The sequence below is a fragment of the Methylophilus sp. DMC14 genome (genome assembly GCF_056314085.1).
Genome location: NZ_JBQUZA010000006.1, coordinates 103799 through 120417, shown reverse-complemented (window position 1 = coordinate 120417; position 16619 = coordinate 103799). Strand labels below are relative to the sequence as shown.

The window sequence follows — 16619 nt, the reverse complement described above, 5'->3', positions numbered from 1 at the left end:
GTATTAATTAACATAGTGACATGAAATAAAAAAGGAGGGCTATGCCCTCCTTTTTTCACTTCAGTTCGCTAATTATTCGTTACCTTTGGATAACAACACTTTGGCATTGAACTGAATATCTTTCTTGGCTTTGAGTGAAGCCACATAAGCATGTGACATCTCTGCCCCCAGTGCCATCTGATACACCTTAAAGGCTCTGTCAGCCACATCTGGCTGGTCTTTGAGCTTCTGGTTCACCGCAATCACTTTAATCACGGTATAGCCTTTGTTGGCCTCGTTAAAGCCATAGTATGCTGGCAGTGCATGTGTGTTGACCTTGAACACATTTCTCATCACACCATCGCTCAAGCCTTGCGCATTTCTGCGATCAACCGTCACGGGCGTAATCCAGTCTGCATTGCTTGCTTTACCGGCCTTTAGCTCAGCCAACAAGGCCTCGCCTTTTTGCTGCACCAATTTATCTGCGGCTTCAGCTTTGAGCAAGCCTTCAATACCGGCTTTAACTTCATCAAAGCTACGAGGCGCTTCTGGGCTGTACTCAACCACGCGTGCAGACACCAGGTTATTCGGTGATACCTCAACGGCTTCGGTATTGCGTTTATCTTTGAGCACGTCATCGGAGAACACCAACGAAGCAAAACGATCGCTTTTGAAGAACTTGGCGACTTCATCTTTGCTCATGGCTGGAGAAGACTGCAATTGCAGGTTAAATTTCTTGACCGCTGGCTCCAGGCTGCCAGATTGCTCATACACAGTATTGCCAAAATCATCGGCCAACTCAGCATATTTAGCTTGTGCTTTCTGGAACAACAATTCAGCTTTAATTTTGAGCTTCATCGAATCAAAATCAGAAGACTCGCCTGTAATGCCTGTCAGCTTGATGATATGGTAGCCGAACTCGGATTCCACCAAATCGCTGATATCGCCAACCTTCATTGAGAAAGCTGCATCCTCAAAAGGCTTGACCATCGCACCACGGCCAAAACTGCCTAAATCGCCGCCCTTGCCTGCTGAGCCTGTGTCTTGTGAAAACTCAATTGCCAGCTTTTCAAAACTCTTAGGATTGGCCTTGACTTGCTTGAGAATGGACTCTGCCTTTTCTTTGGCAGCGGCTTTTTCAGCAGGCGTGGCAGTGCTATTAAAACCGATCAAAATATGGCTGGCCTGACGTTGTTCATTGCCCTGAAATTTAGCCGCATTTTCATCATAGTATTGCTTAACTTCTTGGTCAGTCACGCTGACTTGGCCCATCAGGCCTGCAGCAGAGAGCAAAGCAAACTGTAACTTCACCTTGGCAGGTGCAATGAATTTAGTTTTATGCTGGTTGTAATACGCTTGTACCTGCTCAGGCGTCACCGTCACCTGATTCATAAAGTCAGCTACTTTAATATCGGTCACGCTGACTTCACGCTGTTCAAACTCGGACATCAGCGATTGCTCAGCGACTTTTTTCGGCATAAAGACCAGATTGCTCAGGCCTTCTCTTACCTGCTGGACCGCGAGGTCTTTGCGTATGCTCTGCTCAAATTTGGCTGGTGTCAGCTTGTTTTGTGTCAGCAACTGGTTGTAGGTTTCCTCAGAAAACTTACCGTTGCTTTGAAACTCCGGCATGCCAAGAATATGCTGGCTGAGTTGCTCATCACTGATTTTAAAGCGGTAATCATGAATCGCGCCTTCAATCAGCCGACGTGTAATGATGCCTTCCAGCACAGATTGCTTGAAAGCTGGACTTTCGAGCAAAGCCGTATCGACTTTTTGTCCCTGGGACTGCATATAGTTACGCGCATTTTCCACGGCGTTAGAATATTCCTGCAGGGATATCTTCTGGCCATCAACTTTGGCCACTGCAACCTGCCCACCCGCCTGATTCAAATAGGAGTCGATGCCAAACAATGCAAACGGCACCACAATCAGTGCCAGAATGATTTTTGCCATCCATCCTTGTGTATGTTTTCTAAGTGCTTCCAACATTTTATCGTTTCCATTACCTGATTTTTTGCAACAGCAAACTATACCATAAAGCGATTAAAACCGCCTGAGTGCAACGCCTTTAAGACATAACCGCGGCCAATTTGTGCAGGAAAAATAAACAGTAATAATCACACCAGTAACCCGCACTCAATCAAAGTGCTGCAAGCCAGATATGATAACGAGCGGTAAAGGCGTGACACTCAGCACAGAGCCTGTACAAACTCAGCAGAGATAAAATTACTTGTACCAATGCTGGAATTTTTTAGTGAGTAGATGAGGATTGTTTTAGGTGCTGAAAAAGAAAAAAGCCCTGAATAATCAGGGCTTTTATTTGGCGGAGCGGACGGGGCTCGAACCCGCGACCCCCGGCGTGACAGGCCGGTATTCTAACCAACTGAACTACCGCTCCCGGTAATCGTTAAGCTGAAATTATAACATTGTTTTTTATAAAATCAACTAATTTTTTTAATTACTTATTCGGTACTTAGCATTGCTAATTAAAGTAACTTCTTAAGTACCGTGTCACTCAAAAAATTAAGAGCGCAAACTTCGCACTCTTAATTTAAATTGTTTGGTGGGTGCTAACGGGGTCGAACCGCTGACATTCGCCTTGTAAGGGCGACGCTCTACCAACTGAGCTAAGCACCCGTAACAACCACTGGTGTTGCTACTGCAGTTAAGCAACAAACCCTGCTCAACCAAAGAATGCTAGTTTACAGCATCTTTAAGGCCTTTACCAGCCCTAAATTTAGGAGATTTAGCAGCTTTGATGTTAATTGTTGCGCCGGTACGAGGATTACGGCCAGAACGGGCAGAACGCTCACCTACATAGAATGTACCAAAACCAATCAAGGTCACCATATCACCTTTTTTCAATGCACCGGAAATAGCCTCAGTTGTTGCATCCAGAGCACGAGCCGCAGCGGCTTTAGAAATACCAGCAGCACTTGCAATATGATCTATCAATTCTGATTTATTCACGTGTTTCCCCTAATAACTAGTTAAAAAGACAGGTACATCCTGTACCGTCTTTATATCAAGCCGCAAAACGAGCTGTCAAGCGGTATTCCGGCCTTTTGACAATAATTCGCATCAATTTTACTAATGCGTGACAGCTTGCTCGGCATTCCCTTCGCCAGCGGCAACAATCTCGACTGCAGGCGCTTCCACAGCCAACGGTTGCGGTGCTCTTTCCAGCGCAAGATCCAAGACCTGATCTATCCACTTCACGCAATGAATGTCGAGATCCTTTTTGATGTTGGCAGGGATTTCAACCAGATCTTTTTCATTGGCGGAAGGAATCAATACCGTTTTAATCCCCCCACGGTGAGCGGCCAGCAATTTCTCTTTCAAGCCGCCAATCGCCAGCACTTCCCCACGTAAAGTGATCTCGCCTGTCATCGCCACGTCTGCACGGGCTGGAATGCCCGTCAGCACAGACACAAAGGCGGTGGTTAAGGCAATACCGGCACTTGGACCATCTTTAGGCGTCGCACCTTCTGGCAAGTGGATATGAATATCCTTCTTCTCGTAAAAGTCGGTCGGAATACCCAATCCTTCTGAACGGCTACGTACCACACTCATGGCCGCAGTGACAGACTCTTGCATCACATCGCCCAGCTTACCGGTGGTGATCGTTTTACCCTTACCAGGCAAAGTCACCGCCTCAATGGTCAGCAATTCACCGCCGACCGAGGTCCATGCCAAGCCTGTTACCTGCCCTACCTGGTTATCTTTAGCGGCAACACCAAAGTCATAGCGCTTGACGCCCAGGTATTGCTCAATATTCTTGCTGGTGATGTTAATCTTTTTAACGGTTTTGGTTTTGCCTTTAGCCAGCAATTGCTCTTTGACTGCTTTACGGCAGACCTTGGCAATCTCCTGCTCCAGGCGACGCACCCCCGCTTCACGGGTGTAGTAACGCACGATATCGCGCAGCACACTTTCCGCCACCGAGATATCGGTAGACTTCAAGCCATGGGCTTTAAGCTGCTTGGGTAACAAGTAGCGTTGCGCAATATTGATCTTCTCATCTTCGGTATAGCCTGACAGACGAATAATCTCCATCCTGTCCAATAACGGCTCGGGGATATTCATACTGTTAGCCGTCGCGACAAACATGACGTCACTCAGGTCATAATCAACCTCGACATAGTGGTCAGCAAAGGTATGGTTTTGTTCTGGATCCAACACCTCCAGCAAAGCTGAAGACGGATCACCGCGCATGTCCTGGCCCATTTTGTCGACCTCATCAAGCAGGAACAACGGGTTTTTCACCCCGACTTTCGTCATGCTTTGCAGCACTTTGCCTGGCATGGAGCCAATATAGGTACGGCGATGGCCGCGAATCTCCGCCTCATCACGCACACCGCCTAAAGCCATGCGCACAAACTTACGGTTAACCGCTTTGGCGATACTCTGTCCCAGCGAGGTTTTACCCACCCCTGGAGGGCCCACCAGGCACAAAATTGGGGCTTTGAGCTTGCCAACACGCTGCTGTACTGCCAGATATTCCACAATACGCTCTTTGACTTTATCAAGACCATAGTGATCCGCATCCAGAATCGCTTCTGCTGCCTGCAAGTCTTTGCTGATTTTGGTTTTCTTTTTCCATGGCAGATTTAACAGAGTATCAATGTAGTTACGTACCACAGAAGCTTCAGCTGACATCGGTGACATCAGTTTCAGCTTCTTGAACTCGGCGGTGACTTTGGCTAATGCCTCTTTAGGCATGGCTGCGTTTTTAATGCGCTGGTCCAGCTCTTCCATCTCGGCATTTTCATCCTGCTCACCGAGCTCTTTCTGGATAGCTTTCACCTGCTCATTCAGGTAGTACTCGCGCTGACTTTTTTCCATCTGCCGTTTAACACGGCCACGGATGCGTTTTTCAACCTGCAGGATGTCGATTTCAGACTCCATCAGGTAGAGCAAATGCTCCAGACGCTCAATCACGCTGAGCATCTCAAGCACTTTCTGCTTTTCTTCCAGCTTGAGCGTCAAGTGAGCTGAAATGGTGTCAGCCAGACGACCAGGCTCGTTAATTGTTGCCAGCGAAGTCAGAATTTCGGGGGGAATCTTTTTATTCAGTTTGACGTATTGATCAAACTGGGTCATGACCGTACGCATCAAGGCTTCGGCCTCTTTGTCATCCTGATCTGTTTGCTCAACTTCTTCGCCCAAGGCCATGAAGCACTCGTCAGTTTCCACAAAATCGGAAACACGTACGCGATGCAAGCCTTCTACCAGGACTTTCACTGTGCCGTCCGGGAGCTTGAGCATTTGCAGCACGGTCGCCAGAGTACCGATTTCATACAAATCTTCAGCCACAGGATCGTCTTTGTTGGCTGACTTTTGTGCAACCAGCAAAATCTTTTTATCGCCCTCTGAAGCGCGCTCCAACGCTTTGACCGATTTAGTCCGGCCAACAAACAATGGAATCACCAGGTGGGGATAGACGACGACATCGCGCAAAGGCAATAAAGGGATTAAAGCGTTTTCCGGTGTCTCGGAGTCAAGCAAAGTGTGTTCTGTCATAGCGTCTTTCAATAAGTGTCAAAGGAACAAGTCCTTTGCATATAGATGGGAACATTCTTTGAGAATTCAAGAGAGCAAGCATCTCATGCTATTAGATGCTATCTTGCAATAGCCGGACGGCTATTGCAAGCGGGATTTAATGTGCGTTTTCAACGCGTTTTTGTGCATCCTGATAAATCAGAATTGGTTCGGAGGTGTGTTCAATCACGCCAGCATCTACAATCACTTTAGACAAGTTTTTGAGAGATGGCAGCTCATACATCAGGTCTAGCAAAGCGTGCTCGAGAATCGAACGCAGGCCACGTGCACCGGTTTTACGTTCCAGCGCTTTTTTAGCAATCAGACGCAAGGCAGACTCTTCAAACTCCAGCTCAACGCCTTCCATTTTGAACAGCTTCATGTATTGCTTGGTCAGCGCGTTTTTGGGTTCTACCAGAATCGTCATCAGTGCAGCCTCATCAAGAGACTCAAGTGTCGCCACGACTGGCAGACGTCCAATGAACTCAGGAATCAAACCAAACTTGATCAGATCTTCCGGCTCCACTTCACGCAAAACTTCGCCAACCGCGCGCACATCTTCTTTGCTCTTCACTTCGGCACCAAAACCAATACCGCCTTTTTCTGAACGGTGACGAATGACTTTTTCCAGCCCGTCAAAAGCGCCGCCGCAGATAAACAGAATGTTAGTAGTATCCAACTGCACAAACTCCTGGTTAGGATGCTTGCGTCCACCTTGTGGCGGCACCGAGGCAATCGTGCCTTCGATCAGTTTCAACAAGGCCTGTTGCACGCCTTCACCAGACACATCACGGGTGATTGACGGGTTATCAGACTTGCGGGAAATCTTGTCGACTTCATCGATATAAACAATGCCGCGCTGGGCTTTCTCTACATCGTAATCACACTTTTGCAGCAGTTTCTGCATGATGTTTTCAACATCCTCACCCACATAACCGGCTTCGGTCAGTGTGGTCGCATCCGCCATCACAAAAGGCACATCCAGCAAACGTGCCAAGGTCTGCGCCAGCAATGTTTTGCCAGAGCCTGTTGGTCCAATCAGCAAAATGTTGCTTTTTTGTACCTCAACATCATCTTTGCCAGACTGGTTGCCGTCAGACAAAGGGTTATACCCCAGACGTTTGTAGTGGTTATACACCGCAACAGACAGATTTTTTTTCGCCTGTATTTGGCCAATCACATACTGATCCAAAATAGAGCAGATTTCTTGTGGCGTCGGCAATTTTTTGTCTGCGGACTTGATTTCGTTAAGGCTCTGAATTTCTTCACGAATAATGTCATTGCATAAATCAACGCATTCATCACAAATAAACACAGAGGGGCCTGCAATCAGTTTTTTCACTTCATGCTGACTTTTGCCACAAAACGAGCAATATAACAGCTTCTCGCTGTCAGATTTGTTTGCCATGCTATTCCCCTGCTAGTTACGCGCTGATTAAGCAGCGCTACGTGCGGCAATCACCTGATCTACCAAACCATAAGCTTTGGCAGCGTCAGCACTCATAAAATTGTCACGATCGGTATCGTTGGCAATGGTTTCAATACTTTGGCCAGTGTGATGGGCCATGATGCCATTGAGTTTGTCCTTCAGGTACAAAATCTCTTTGGCATGGATCTCGATGTCAGACGCCTGCCCCTGGAAGCCACCCAGCGGCTGGTGAATCATCACGCGTGAGTTAGGCAGGCAGAAACGCTTGCCTTTCGCACCAGCGGTCAGCAGGAACGCGCCCATGCTGGCAGCTTGACCGATACACAGCGTGCTGACATCGGGCTTGATGAACTGCATGGTGTCATAGATAGACATCCCCGCAGTGACCGAGCCACCGGGAGAGTTAATGTAGAGAGAAATGTCCTTGTCAGGATTCTCGGCCTCGAGGAACAGCAACTGCGCCACCACCAGATTGGCGGTCATGTCATTAACCGGCCCCACCAGAAAAATGACGCGTTCTTTGAGCAGCCTGGAATAGATGTCATATGAACGCTCTCCTCGGCCACTCTGCTCAATAACCATAGGGATATATCCCAGGCCTTGTGGCTCCATACGTTGTTGCATCATGCCTTCGTTCGCGTTCATATAATTCATGGTTTAAGCACCTGCCATCATCAATTCATCAAATTTAATTTTTTTGTTTGTTACTTTGGCTTTTTCCAACACCCAGGCAACAACATTTTCTTCTGTTGCCAAGGCCGCTGGCTCATCCAGACGTTTCACATCTGCATAATACCAGTTGACCAGCTCTTCAGGTTTCTCAAAGCTTTGAGCGAAAGTATCTACCATCGCACGTACCTGATCGGCATTGGCCTGCAAGTTGTTGGTGTTGACCAACTCAGTTAAAACCAAACGCAACTTGGCATTGCGCTGTGCCTGCGTTTCAAACACAGAAGGCTCCATAGGCACTTGTGCCGGATCCACACCGCGCTGACGCAGGTTTTGTGCAGCAACCTGCATCAAACGATTAGTCTCGGCCGCAATCACTGCTTTAGGCAATTCAAAGGTGCTCTCATCGACCAAGGCCTGGAAGACAGACTCTTTAACTCGCGCCTTGATACGTTTATCTACTTCTTGCTCAAGGCTTTGCTTGATTTCAGCTTTCATGGTGTCGATGTTGCCATCTTCCACCCCGAGGCTTTTCGCAAACTCAGCATCCACTTCAGGGTAGACTGGCTGCGACACAGAAACAAACTTCACCGCATAAGACACAGTTTTACCTGCCAACTGCGCCGGATTGTGATCTTCCGGATAAGTGATCTCAAATGTTTTTTCGGTACCAGCTTTGCCACCGATCAACGCATCGTCAAATTCTTTCACACGGCCTGGTTCACCGATCACAAGATCAATACCACGGTCACCTGTACTTTCAACCTGCTCACCATCAATAGAAGCGGTCAAAGTAATGTTAATGCGGTCACCCTTTTTCGACATACGTTTGACCGGCTCATAGCTCACGCGCTGCTTCACCAACACATCCAATGTTTTTTCCACATCGGCATCGGTCAACTCCAACGCTGGACGCTCAATTTTGACTTTGCTCAGATCGCCCAGTTGCACTTCCGGGAAAATTTCGAAAGTAGCAATGTATTCAAATTCCTCTGCAGCATCCTTAAACGGAATATGTTCGATATTAGGGAAGCCTGCCACACGCAGCTGATTCTGCTCTACCGCTTCACCAAAGCTGGTTTCTACCGCTTTGGAGTACACTTCATCGCGTACCTGATTGCCATAGTGCTGGTTGACCAAACCCATGGGCGCTTTGCCCGGACGGAAACCAGCAAACTTGGCGGTACGTGAAATTTGCTGTAAACGTTGTCTGATTTGCCCTTCCAGCGGTGCCAAAGGGACTTTGATTGTCATGCGACGTTCCAAGTTGCTGACTGTTTCAACAGATACTGCTGCCATGCTGAACTTCCTGTAAAAATCGTTATTTAACGATGGGTTATGTAAGTGAGCGCCATTGAATGCGCATTTAATAATGTTTTCACACAACCTGACCACACTCTAAAGGCAGAGGCCGGCGATCAAATGATGAAAAAAGAGCGTAAAAATATAACACAAGTCTTAATTGAAATAAACTTAAAGCCAGTTTAGCGCAACTGCGCACAACACATGGCGACAGACAGTGCGCGTTTAAACGACAACCCCATCAAAATGCGAAAAAAGTCACTACATGAATCAAAGATGGGGCTGAGCGCTTTAATTGCAAGCGGCCTGGCTCAGCAATGTCTACTCACCATATTAAGCAAGCGCAACAATCGTCTCAATCTCAACCAGCACATCGCGCGGCAATTTAGCCACTTGTACGGTAGAGCGTGCCGGGGTATGCGTGCCGAACACCTCGGCATAGACCTGATTCATCGCCACAAAATCATCCAGATTCTTGAGAAACACGGTTGTTTTCACGACTTGCTGCAAACTGCCCCCTGCAGCCTCGATAATGGCCTGCAAATTGGATAGTACTTGACGCGTCTGGGTCTCGATATCGCCATCATTGAGCGTGCCATCCGGGCGCAAGGCGATTTGGCCTGAGGTATACAGTATATTCCCGACGACAACACCTTGCGCGTAAGGCCCGATTGCGGCTGGTGCATTCGCTGTTTGTACAATATTCATTTCTCGTTCCTTTCAGAGCGTCACTCAAAGATGACTCGCTCAACTCACTCCAGATCATTTACTTAGGCCGCCCCCATCATGACCATTGAACGGCCGCCAAAAACAACAAAGGCCTCCGCAAAGGAAGCCTTTAATTTGTATCCTCCCCATAGGGTGAGGTGGTGCGAAAGAAGAGACTCGAACTCTTACGCCTTGCGGCGCTGGAACCTAAATCCAGTGCGTCTACCAATTTCGCCACTTTCGCTAAATCAGCACCTAAATACCGAGTTAATTATTATACTGTATTTACCAGCTTAAGGTAAGCTATCAATAAACATAGAATTTATTACCTAACGACTCTCAACCATTTGAGGATTGACAAGCAGAACACAGAGCTTCAAGATTCAAGGCTTGGTCCTCTAAGATAAAAATCATGAAACAACACGCCAACACTCCAGAAGATACTTTATTACGCGCCGAAGTAGAATTAGTGATGAAAGAGCGCGATATATTACTAAAAATCACAGGGATAGCTGCAGGACTAATTGCTGAATTAAACACCACAGATTTACCAATAAGAACTGTGGAGGCGGCAGACTTACTCGCCACAACAATTAATCAACTTCCAGAAGACCTGTTAAAAGATGCGTTGAACGCAGTTCATGCAAGTATCGTAGATTAATTAATCAAGCATGCGTATATGTGTCATTTTTATTGCGATCGCATTATCTGCGTGCTACCACACCTACCAAGCAAAACCATTAACTCCTGAGTCAAGTAGTACCGATTTACTTAACGCCTCTCCAGAACAAGCAGGCTTTAAACAATACGTTACCTCACAACTTCCAGAAATGGGCTGGCCTATTCAGTTCTGGGACATTAAAGCTCTGACTGCAGCTGCAGTATTCTTTCACCCATCACTTAAGGTCGCAAAATCAAACTACGATCTTGCGGTTTCTGACATGATGGTCGCTGGACTGAAGCCTCAACCCGGCTTCAATGCACTTGTTTCGAGAAGCAACAACACATCTGACAACGTTGACCCTTCATCTAATATTGTTGGATTTAACATTCCGATTGTTACCGCAGGTAAAACTGAGATCACTCAAGAAATCGCAAAACACCAAGTAAATATTGCAGAAATTCAAATTGGCGAAGCTGCTTGGGGATTAAGGAACCAACTCTCTTTGGATTTGATTGATCGTGCTGAAAAACAGGCGATGGTCAAAAACATCTTAAAACTGAGAGATGTTCAAGCAGCTTTGCTTAATGCCTATCGCAAACGTTTAGATGCCGGAATGATAGGGAAGTCTGAATTATTGACAATACAATTGCAATACGATCAGGCAGTATCGCAATTACAACAAATGCAGTCTTCATTGCAGCTGTCAGAACAGAAAATCATCCATGATGCAGGGCTGAGCGATCAGCAACAATCTAAAATAAAAATCCTATCTGTTGATATGGATGAACTTTTACGGAAAACTAACCACTACAAATCACTACTGAACTCTTCGGTAAGCACGCGTAAAGAAGCATTGATTAATCGCATGGATATACAGCGCGCGTTGGCCACGTATGCGCAAGCCGAATCTAAATTAAAACTACAGATTGCCAAGCAATACCCGAATATCTCCCTGGATCCGGGCATTGAATTTTCTTTTGGTGATTTTATATGGATGTTAGGAATCAATACCCTAATTAGTACTGCCAGCTACAACGATACGATGAGAAAGCAGGCGGAACAGGTAAGAGAAAACGAAGCGACAAAATTCTATGCTTTACAGTACCAAGTCATCACGTTGAGTGAGCAATCCTATAAAAAGTACATACAAGGTGCTCAGATTTTGGTACAAATGATCCATGACACTCAAGATCAACCTAAAAAAATGCAGATACTAGAACGTCAATGGAAAGCGGGACTGATTGATAAAGTTGAATGGCTTCAAGCTCAAGTACAGTTTTATATCAATGACCAGCGTGTGATCATGCAAAAATCTGCGGTTCTAAAAGCATTATTAGAGATTGAAAATACAACTCAAAAACCTTTCTTGCTTTCAGATCAAGGCTTACCAAATCAAATTACACCTAAATTCGTTACACCATGAGCATAAACAAAACGCAGGTACTCATCGGGGTACAAACCATTTTGATTATTTTGCTGTTTTGGATAATCGTTTTTCTTGGGCAAGATGAGTACGCCTCCACGCAAAGCCAAGAGGGTGAGCCCCTAGAAAGCCAGTCCAGAGTCGCGAGCCAGAATGGCCTGCAAATAGTGGAACTGACTCTGGCAGCGCAAAAAAACAGTGGTATTCAAGTTCAAGCGTTGCAGCCATATGAATACCAAGACAACATTAAAGTACTAGGCACAGTCATTTCCATTCAACCACTAATTGACTACAACAGTCAGTATCAAGCATTAAAATCACAACTGGAATTAGCGCAAAGTACTTTGCCCAACCATATTGCACAGTACAAAAGATATAAGTTACTCAATGAGGATGATAAGAACGTCTCCGACAAGGTTGTTCAAGATGCATATGCCTTGGTACAAAACAACCAAACTCAAATTGAAACGGCAAAATCACAACTTAAAGCATTAAACGACAGGATTATTGCGCAATGGGGAGAAGAACTGGTCACACTAGTCACACGTGATAACAATTCCAGTCAACTTCATGACCTGATCGTACAAAAAAGAGTCCTTGTTCAGGTCAGCTTCCCACTGAGTTACAAAGCGCCGTCCAAGAACTCAACTATCAACATTACCCCTATCCATGAAAGTGTAAAACCACTTCAGGCCTCTTATATTTCTCAATCATTGCAAACGGATATGAGCAATATCGGTAAAACATACTTCTACAGTGCTGCAGCGGATTACTTGCGTATTGGCATGCGTGTTAACGTGATTACCAAAGATGCTGAGGAGAGTATTAAAAAAGGTGTACGAATCCCTAACTCAGCGATTGTTTGGCATGGTGGCATGGCGTGGACCTACGTGAAAACCAAACCGGAGACCTTTCTCAGAAAACCAATTTCGGCGGATATCGAAATCGAAGATGGCTGGTTCGACCAGAGTTTTCAACCAGGCACAGAAATTGTTACGAAAGGTGCACAGTTGCTATTATCTGAAGAATTGAAGTTCTCAATTAAAAACGAGAATGATGACTGACAGCATCAGATTAAGTTAAATCATGACTGCACTAGTAAGGTTTGCAATTCGTTATTATGGCGTGATGATCGGGCTTGCCATCCTGATTATTGTCTATGGTGGCTATAGCATTTCCCAAAGCAATCTGGATGTATTTCCAGAATTCGCTCCCACTCAAGTCGTTATCCAGACAGAGTCCCCTGGCTTGTCGGCGAGCCTAGTCGAAAAGCTGGTGACGCAACCAATCGAGAATAGTATCGCAGGATCGATCGGGATTAAAAGTCTTCGCTCTCAGTCTATTCCAGGGCTTTCTATCGTTACCGTTATCTTTAAAGAAGAAAATAACATCTATCGCAATCGGCAAATCATTGCCGAACATCTGAATACATTAGTCGGCCAACTCCCGTCTGGCATTGTCCCTAACATCACCCCCCTCACCTCTTCAGCCAGTACAGTGATGGGCCTAGGCCTGACTTCAAACTCAAAATCTCTGATGGAGCTACGTACTCTTGTAGACTGGAGTATTGTGCCGCACCTGTTGTCTGTCGCTGGCGTAGCCGACGTCAATGTCTACGGTGGAGATATCCGTCAATTCCAGATCAAGGTCGATCCTGAAAAGTTGATTCTTTATCAGTTGAATATTCAGGATGTTGTGAATGCTGCCAAAAGAGCCACTGGCGTCAGTGGTGCAGGGTATATTCAAAGCGATAATCAGAGGATAGTACTCAGCAGTCAGGGGCAATCCACAACTCCGTCAAAATTAGCCAATACCACCCTGGTTAGAAAACAGGGACGTACGATTCGAATCAGTGATGTTGCAAACGTAGTTGAAGGAAAAACGCCTTCAATTAGTGCAGCCTCTATCAATGGTAAACCTGGGATTTATCTTTCTGTGCAGGGTCAACTAGGGGCCAATACGCATGCAGTTACCAAGTCACTCGAGCAAGCGATCCAAGCACTGAAACCCATGCTAGCTGAACAAAAAACGCATTTGCACGAAGGCTTGTTTCGTCCAGCAAACTTTATTGAGTCAGCCATAGATGGTTTACAAAGTGACATTCTTATTGGCTCGGTTCTTGTCATTGGTGTTTTGTTTGTATTTTTGTTCAATATCCGGACGGCCATTATCTCAGCCACGGCTATCCCACTCTCCCTATTGACAGCCACCATTGTGCTACATAAATTTGGTGTGGGTTTGAATATCATGGTCCTAGGTGGTTTAGCCATCGCGCTAGGCGAAGTGGTAGACGACGCCATTATTGATACTGAAAATATTTTTCGCCGTTTGCGAGAAAACCGCTTACTCAGGCACCCCCAGCCTATCCCCCAGGTGGTGTTCAACGCCTCAATCGAGGTGCGAAGTTCAGTGGTCTATGCCACTATTATTGTAGCATTGGTCTTTCTGCCGTTATTGACGCTTGGCGGGGTGGCAGGGAAGCTATTCGCGCCACTGGGCTATGCTTATATTTCAGCGATTTTGGCATCGTTGGCAGTTGCACTGACCATCACCCCGGCCCTCTGCTATGCCTTACTCGGCAAAGTGAACTTGAACACCACCGATGCTCCAGTCATCCAAAAACTCAAACAGCGCTATCAAGCTCTTTTAACGCAAATTGAGCATCATCATACGACAATACTGATAGGCAGCTTTATCACTATTTTACTAGGGCTAGGTTTATTACCCTTCTTTAAAAGCCAGTTTATTCCCGCATTGCATGAGGGTCATTACATCATGCACATGACTACCGTGCCAGGGACTTCTGAAACCCAATCGATTCAGCTAGGCAATGCTGTCACAAAATCCTTAAGCGAGATTCCAGGGATTAAATCGATCGCACAATGGGCAGGCAGAGCACCGCATGCTGCTGACACTTTTGGCACGCATTACAGTGAATTTGAAATCGAAATTGGAACACTGCCAGGCAAAAAACAAGATGACATTCTCCAAGATATCCGCGAAGAAATAACGGGAGAATTAGTAGACTCAGACAATGACCACAAGGCAGAAACTGGATTTGTTGGATCAAACTTCGCTATCAATACATTTCTGACGGAGAGAATTGAAGAAACCATTTCTGGCTATGCTGCAGGGTTAGTCATCAATGTTTTTGGACAAGACCTTGATGCCCTGGATAGGGATGCGCAGAAAGTTGCTCATCTGATCAGTAAAGTCAATGGCGTGAAAGACGTAATGATTCAGTCCCCTCCGGGAACACCAGAGATTGTAATCAGACTCAAGCAAGATAAGCTAAGTGTATGGGGACTACAACCGATGGATATCCTCGATACGATACGCGCTTGTTATGAAAGTGTTCCTGTGAACCAAGTGTTTATTGGTAACCGCCCAGTAGGCGTGAGTGTATTACTCAATGATGAGTCACGAGATGATATCGGGGATATGCGTAATATTCCGATTTTCAATATCGAAGGACAGATGTTAAAACTCTCGGATGTCGCCTACATTCAGCAAGAAAATGGACGCTCTAAAATATTGCATTCAGGCGCTAAACGTATCCAGACCATTACTGCGAACATTGGTGCACGTGATCAAGCAATGATCATAAATGATATACAGGAGACCTTAAAAAAGAACTTGCATTTGGATGCTGGAAACTACCTTGAAATGTCTGGTGAGTCAGAGGCGAATGCTCAGTCTCGCAAAGATTTGATTGTGCATGCACTGATTGCTGGTGTTGCAATATTCCTCATCCTCTACATTGCATTTGGTAGGCTAAGGAATCTTCTACTCACCTTTGCTAACTTGCCCTTCGCACTATTAGGTGGAGTGATTGCAGCGTTATTGACAGGCGGTTGGGTATCGGTTGGCTCTATGGTCGGATTCGTCACCTTGTTCGGCATCACTTTACGCAACTCCATCATGATGGTATCGCACTTCCAGCATCTGGTGGATCATGAAGGCTGTGAATGGAATCTGGAAACCTGCATTCGTGGTGCCTCAGAACGACTGCCTTCGGTGCTCATGACCGCATTGGTAACGGCGTTAGGCTTACTCCCGCTCGCCATTGGCAGCGGCGAACCCGGGCGGGAGATTGAAGGCCCGATGGCGACCATTATTGTCGGCGGGCTGGTGTCTTCAACGATTCTTAATTTGCTGATTCTGCCCACGATCATGCTGCATTTTGGCAAGTTTGAGCAGACAGCCCCTCAATAATGTGCCTGGCTAAACCTGCATTACGCAGTTGAAATACTCGTCACGCCACAACGATCAAAATGGCTGGCATCAAAGCCGTGCTCGCACAGCATGTATTGACTCTGATGCACCACCCGGGTTTTAAACCGCGCCAGCTTGAGAAGCGCGGTGACTCCGGTGTCTATCATGCCCATCTCCTGCAATTGCGGCAATGTCAGCGCCTGGTCCAGGCTCAGCAAGCGTTCATCAGACTTCACCAGCAACAACTGGCAAGCATCCAGTTGCAAAGCCAACCACGCTGCCAGGCTATCCGAGGTCACGTCCCAGCTGTGCGGCAGCGGATATTCCGTGGCAAATGCCTGGTTTAATGCCATTTCACTCGGCAACCAGACCAGGCCACGGTGTTGCCAGCCACGCTCGGCAATTTCAAAGGGATTACGCACCAAGGTTAGCGCGGGCATCATCGCTACCAGGCTACGTGCCATTTGATCCATGGCGTAAATTGCCAGCGCATGCGCCTGACTGTCATCGATATGTCCCTCAGGCATCGTCGCCCGCAAACGCTGGAACTCACGTACCGCATCAGCATACACACCGCCCCCGGGGACGATGATCACCTTACCATCCCCCCAGCGCACCACCAGCTTTAGCCATTGCATCAGGCTATCATAGTGGGTCACGCTACCCCCTAGCTTGATCACCCACAT

General features: G+C 46.6%; 12 protein-coding genes and 3 tRNA genes. 4 read left to right on the top strand and 11 right to left on the bottom strand.

Going from position 1 to position 16619, the window contains the following annotated elements; all coding sequences use genetic code 11:
- Window positions 1-72: 72 nt before the first annotated feature.
- From ACT53C_RS12365 to ACT53C_RS12320, 10 genes are all read right to left on the bottom strand, one after another.
- On the bottom strand, window positions 73-1971 hold the full coding sequence (locus ACT53C_RS12365) for a SurA N-terminal domain-containing protein (RefSeq protein WP_476146509.1): 1899 nt from the start codon (window positions 1969-1971) through the stop codon (window positions 73-75).
- Between the two features lie 332 nt (window positions 1972-2303).
- A tRNA-Asp gene (locus ACT53C_RS12360) sits at window positions 2304-2380 on the bottom strand.
- Window positions 2381-2543: 163 nt separating this feature from the next.
- Window positions 2544-2619, bottom strand: a tRNA-Val gene (locus tag ACT53C_RS12355).
- A gap of 60 nt (window positions 2620-2679) precedes the next feature.
- Complete coding sequence (locus ACT53C_RS12350) at window positions 2680-2952, bottom strand: HU family DNA-binding protein (protein ID WP_018985281.1); 273 nt, start codon at window positions 2950-2952, stop codon at window positions 2680-2682.
- Window positions 2953-3072: 120 nt separating this feature from the next.
- Complete coding sequence (gene lon, locus ACT53C_RS12345; protein ID WP_194747641.1) at window positions 3073-5505, bottom strand: endopeptidase La; 2433 nt, start codon at window positions 5503-5505, stop codon at window positions 3073-3075.
- Between the two features lie 136 nt (window positions 5506-5641).
- On the bottom strand, window positions 5642-6931 hold the full coding sequence (gene clpX, locus ACT53C_RS12340; protein WP_194747643.1) for an ATP-dependent Clp protease ATP-binding subunit ClpX: 1290 nt from the start codon (window positions 6929-6931) through the stop codon (window positions 5642-5644).
- Window positions 6932-6958: 27 nt separating this feature from the next.
- Complete coding sequence (gene clpP / locus ACT53C_RS12335) at window positions 6959-7606, bottom strand: ATP-dependent Clp endopeptidase proteolytic subunit ClpP (protein ID WP_275355305.1); 648 nt, start codon at window positions 7604-7606, stop codon at window positions 6959-6961.
- 3 nt (window positions 7607-7609) lie between these two features.
- Window positions 7610-8920, bottom strand: coding sequence for a trigger factor (tig, locus tag ACT53C_RS12330; protein WP_476146506.1), 1311 nt, complete (start codon window positions 8918-8920; stop codon window positions 7610-7612).
- Between the two features lie 336 nt (window positions 8921-9256).
- The gene (locus ACT53C_RS12325; protein WP_476146504.1) at window positions 9257-9631 is read right to left on the bottom strand and encodes a RidA family protein; all 375 of its coding nucleotides are present in this window, start codon (window positions 9629-9631) and stop codon (window positions 9257-9259) included.
- A gap of 159 nt (window positions 9632-9790) precedes the next feature.
- A tRNA-Leu gene (locus ACT53C_RS12320) sits at window positions 9791-9875 on the bottom strand.
- A gap of 168 nt (window positions 9876-10043) precedes the next feature.
- On the opposite strand from ACT53C_RS12320, the gene ACT53C_RS12315 reads away from it, so the two are divergent.
- The 4 genes from ACT53C_RS12315 to ACT53C_RS12300 are packed head-to-tail and all read left to right on the top strand — an operon-like array spanning window position 10044 to window position 15933.
- Complete coding sequence (locus tag ACT53C_RS12315) at window positions 10044-10292, top strand: hypothetical protein (RefSeq protein ID WP_476146503.1); 249 nt, start codon at window positions 10044-10046, stop codon at window positions 10290-10292.
- A 10-nt stretch (window positions 10293-10302) separates the two neighbouring features.
- Window positions 10303-11718 carry a TolC family protein gene (locus ACT53C_RS12310; protein WP_476146501.1) on the top strand — a complete coding sequence of 472 codons (1416 nt, stop codon included), beginning with the start codon at window positions 10303-10305 and terminating at the stop codon, window positions 11716-11718.
- Window positions 11715-12782 (top strand): efflux RND transporter periplasmic adaptor subunit, encoded by a 1068-nt coding sequence (locus tag ACT53C_RS12305; protein WP_476146499.1) that lies wholly within the window; start codon window positions 11715-11717, stop codon window positions 12780-12782. Before ACT53C_RS12310 ends, ACT53C_RS12305 begins: the two co-directional genes overlap by 4 nt.
- A gap of 19 nt (window positions 12783-12801) precedes the next feature.
- Entirely contained in the window at window positions 12802-15933 is a 3132-nt protein-coding gene (locus ACT53C_RS12300; protein ID WP_476146586.1) for an efflux RND transporter permease subunit, read from the top strand.
- Between the two features lie 20 nt (window positions 15934-15953).
- Here the strand turns inward: ACT53C_RS12300 and ACT53C_RS12295 are convergent, their stop codons facing one another.
- Entirely contained in the window at window positions 15954-16619 is a 666-nt protein-coding gene (locus ACT53C_RS12295; RefSeq protein ID WP_194747655.1) for an amino acid kinase family protein, read from the bottom strand.

Coding starts and splice junctions, on each gene's coding strand:
- clpX (WP_194747643.1), bottom strand. CDS start 6,931: ATGGCAAACAAATCTGACAGCGAGAAGCTGTTATATTGCTCGTTTTGT.
- ACT53C_RS12325 (WP_476146504.1), bottom strand. CDS start 9,631: ATGAATATTGTACAAACAGCGAATGCACCAGCCGCAATCGGGCCTTAC.
- ACT53C_RS12310 (WP_476146501.1), top strand. CDS start 10,303: ATGCGTATATGTGTCATTTTTATTGCGATCGCATTATCTGCGTGCTAC.
- ACT53C_RS12305 (WP_476146499.1), top strand. CDS start 11,715: ATGAGCATAAACAAAACGCAGGTACTCATCGGGGTACAAACCATTTTG.
- clpP (WP_275355305.1), bottom strand. CDS start 7,606: ATGAATTATATGAACGCGAACGAAGGCATGATGCAACAACGTATGGAG.
- ACT53C_RS12365 (WP_476146509.1), bottom strand. CDS start 1,971: ATGTTGGAAGCACTTAGAAAACATACACAAGGATGGATGGCAAAAATC.
- ACT53C_RS12295 (WP_194747655.1), bottom strand. CDS start 16,619: ATGTGGGTGATCAAGCTAGGGGGTAGCGTGACCCACTATGATAGCCTG.
- lon (WP_194747641.1), bottom strand. CDS start 5,505: ATGACAGAACACACTTTGCTTGACTCCGAGACACCGGAAAACGCTTTA.
- tig (WP_476146506.1), bottom strand. CDS start 8,920: ATGGCAGCAGTATCTGTTGAAACAGTCAGCAACTTGGAACGTCGCATG.
- ACT53C_RS12315 (WP_476146503.1), top strand. CDS start 10,044: ATGAAACAACACGCCAACACTCCAGAAGATACTTTATTACGCGCCGAA.